General features: G+C 63.4%; 1 pseudogene. It reads right to left on the bottom strand.

From position 1 onward, the window contains the following. Positions 1 to 888 (bottom strand): annotated as a pseudogene (locus tag H6B15_RS15245) (hypothetical protein); the annotation flags it as partial. Positions 889 to 1,131 lie beyond the last annotated feature (243 nt).

Below are 1,131 nucleotides of genomic sequence, written 5' to 3'. Positions count from 1 at the left end.
CGTCTGAGGCGCAGGGCCGGGCTGGGCGGGCTGAGCCGCCGGACGCAGCTTGCCGAAGGAGCGCATATCAGCGCCCAGGCTTTCCAGATCGCTGCTGGTGTCATCCAGCGCCTGATAGATGGCGCCGGTGGCGTTTTCCAGATCCATGGAGGCGGAAGCCAGCTTCTCATCCACCCGGGCCAGACGGTCCCGGAGCAGCTCCACACCGGCTGCCAGCGCGCGGGCGTTGTCGGTCATGCGGGCTTTCTGGTCGTCCTCCTGCTGGCGCAGGCGGCGCTCGGCGGTTTCGGCGTTCAGGCGGGCATCGGCCAGAATTTTCTTGGCTTCAATGCGGGCCTGCTCGGTCACGCTGGCAGACGCCGGAGCCGGTGTTTCCGGCTTGGCAGGCTTGGGCGGTTCCGGAGCGGGGGCCGCCGGGGTTTGCACCGGAGCGGGAGCCGGGGTGGCGGCCATGGTGGGCATGCCCCCTTTGGGGATCATGGCTTCCATCTCCTCCACCTGCTTTTCCAGGTCACGCTTCTGGAACTGCAGTTCCAGAATGGACTGCTGGCATTCCTTGTACTTGCCCTGGTAACCTGTGGCACGCTCCTCCGCTTCCCGAAGCTTGGTCACGGCGTCGCTGCCGGCCTTCTCGGCCGTTTCGGCCCGCTGGGTGGCCTGGTTCAGTTCTGCCTGGAGCTTCTCCACGCAACGGCGGGCATTTGCCTGGTCCTTTTTCAGTTTTTCAAGCTGAGCATTCAGCTGATCAATGGTCTGCTGGTATTCCAGTTCCCGCTGCTGGGTCTCGTTGGCCAGCGCGTTCATGTATGCCAGCACATCATTCTTGTCAAAGCCCAGCATGCTCGTGCGGAACCCCTTCTCCTGAATGGGCGGTTCCTTGGACGGCATGGCGTTCCTCCTCATGTATCACAGGCACAAATCCCGCCACTTTTTCGGCGGCGGGTAGCCCGGCATTTCAACATCCGCAAGACCGGGCATCGCACGGTCCTGTCATCAGGAACGCTTGTTCAGGATGCTGAGCAGATCGTTGAAGTAATCACCGTCATCCTCTTCCTCCGGCTCGGCGGCCTTGGGGCTGCTGGCGGGGGCAACCTCGGTGTTGAAGATCACCGGGCTGGGGATGACCGGATC

Origin of the sequence: Gemmiger formicilis, assembly GCF_016900095.1 — a bacterium.
GTDB lineage: Bacteria > Bacillota > Clostridia > Oscillospirales > Ruminococcaceae > Gemmiger > Gemmiger formicilis_A.
This window is presented reverse-complemented; position numbering and strand designations above follow the sequence as displayed.